Origin of the sequence: Prevotella rectalis, assembly GCF_900607215.1 — a bacterium.
GTDB lineage: Bacteria > Bacteroidota > Bacteroidia > Bacteroidales > Bacteroidaceae > Prevotella > Prevotella brunnea.
The window spans coordinates 321,639-322,526 of sequence record NZ_LR027820.1; the positions used below are offsets into that span (position 1 = coordinate 321,639).

General features: G+C 49.9%; 1 protein-coding gene. It reads right to left on the reverse strand.

The window, feature by feature from the left end:
- Nucleotides 1-888: IS256 family transposase (locus tag E0E16_RS02185; protein ID WP_130829708.1), on the reverse strand; the 888-nt coding region annotated here is incomplete at both ends.

Here is an 888-nt window from a genome sequence, read left to right on the forward strand (position 1 = left end):
TGCGTTCGGCCTTGTATTTTCTTAGTGCAGGATATTTCCTTTCCCATTTCTCGACAAAGGTAATGAATTGTTCGTATCCCTGCAAGGAATTCATCTCGTTGTTCTCCAATTGGAACACCTCACTGAGCTGCTGCGCCATTACCAGTTTGTCTTTATGTGATGCGCCGCTGAGTATCTGTCGCTTAACGTGTGCCACGCAGAACTGGTGTGCGGCACCGGGAAAGGCTGCACAGACGGCATTCTCTATTCCTTGCAATGCATCGGAAACAACTAAGTCTATCTGTTCGACGCCTCTTTGCTTCAAGGCCTCAAGCTCGTCTTTCCAGCAAAGAGCCCCTTCTGTGGGATGATTGACAACCGTGAGCACCTCCCTGCTGCCGTCTTCTAATACCCCCAGAATGGTATAGTAGGCTTCCTTGGACACCTGTCTGTCCCTACGGGTGGAAATAAAGGTGGCGTCGATATAGACGGCTAAGTAGTGGGAGGAAAGGCTACGGCAAAGCCACCGTTCGACGTCCTCACGGCAGCTGCCGGCAAGATGCGATACCTGCTGCTTGCTGTAGGAACGACCATAGACGCAATTTGAAATCTCGCCTATCTGCTCCGTGGTAAGACCTTTGGTGTAGAGGAGATTGAACAATTTGGCACGTTCCTCGCTTTCGCTGCGTATCAACCCTAAGAGAATGGGATAGAAGTTTCCGCTACGACTGCGCGGAATACGGAGCGAGAACTCAAAGCCGTGACTGTACCAACGACGAGAACGGAAACCATTGCATTGCTCATGGGCATTTTCGCTGACGAACAACTCTCGTTCATGATACATCAGGGAGTTCATGATTAATGACTGAAGGGTAACAAAACCCTCGCTGCTGCTTGTGTAATTCGAAA